Source organism: Vibrio sp. 970, from assembly GCF_033339075.1.
Window position 1 is genome coordinate 1 of the sequence record NZ_JAWOTW010000893.1, and the last position, 502, is coordinate 502.

Genomic DNA, 502 nt, shown 5'->3' on the forward strand with positions numbered 1-502 from the left:
CGAATGGCGACAACAACCGCATCAAAACGATCGCGGAAGCGGCTTTCTTTCAAGGTCTTATGGCAGAAGGTTGCAGATGAGCTGACCACCACTTCAATAAAGTTTTGACCATTCAAATGCTGTTGCCCAAATAGCGTCAGCCCCGGAATTTCTTGCAAGGTCGCCACACTTTCGACATCACCACAAAACAGCAGGCGATCTTTCGCTTTCAGCACGAAGTCGGGGCCTACTGACGATACCGTCACGCCATCACGAACCACCTCTGCAAGAAACAACTTACGCAGTGCACGCAGATTGTTTTCACTGATGGTACGGCCAACCAAAGGGGAACCTGGTTCAACACGAGATTCAAGGAAATACGGTAAGTCTTCTTGGTTTTGGTCATCGTAACTTGGCAGCAAATAGCTCAGCGGAATAAGAATTAAAAGACCACCAGCTAAGACAGCCGAGCCAATCATCGTCGGAGTAAAAAAGCTTAGACTCGGTAGCCCTGCATCTTCCA

At 48.6% G+C, this 502-nt stretch carries 1 protein-coding gene; it reads right to left on the minus strand.

Annotation, left to right across the window (positions count from 1 at the left end; translation table 11 throughout):
• Positions 1–502: TrkA C-terminal domain-containing protein (locus tag R7Q11_RS29775; protein ID WP_225467415.1), on the minus strand; the 502-nt coding region annotated here is incomplete at both ends.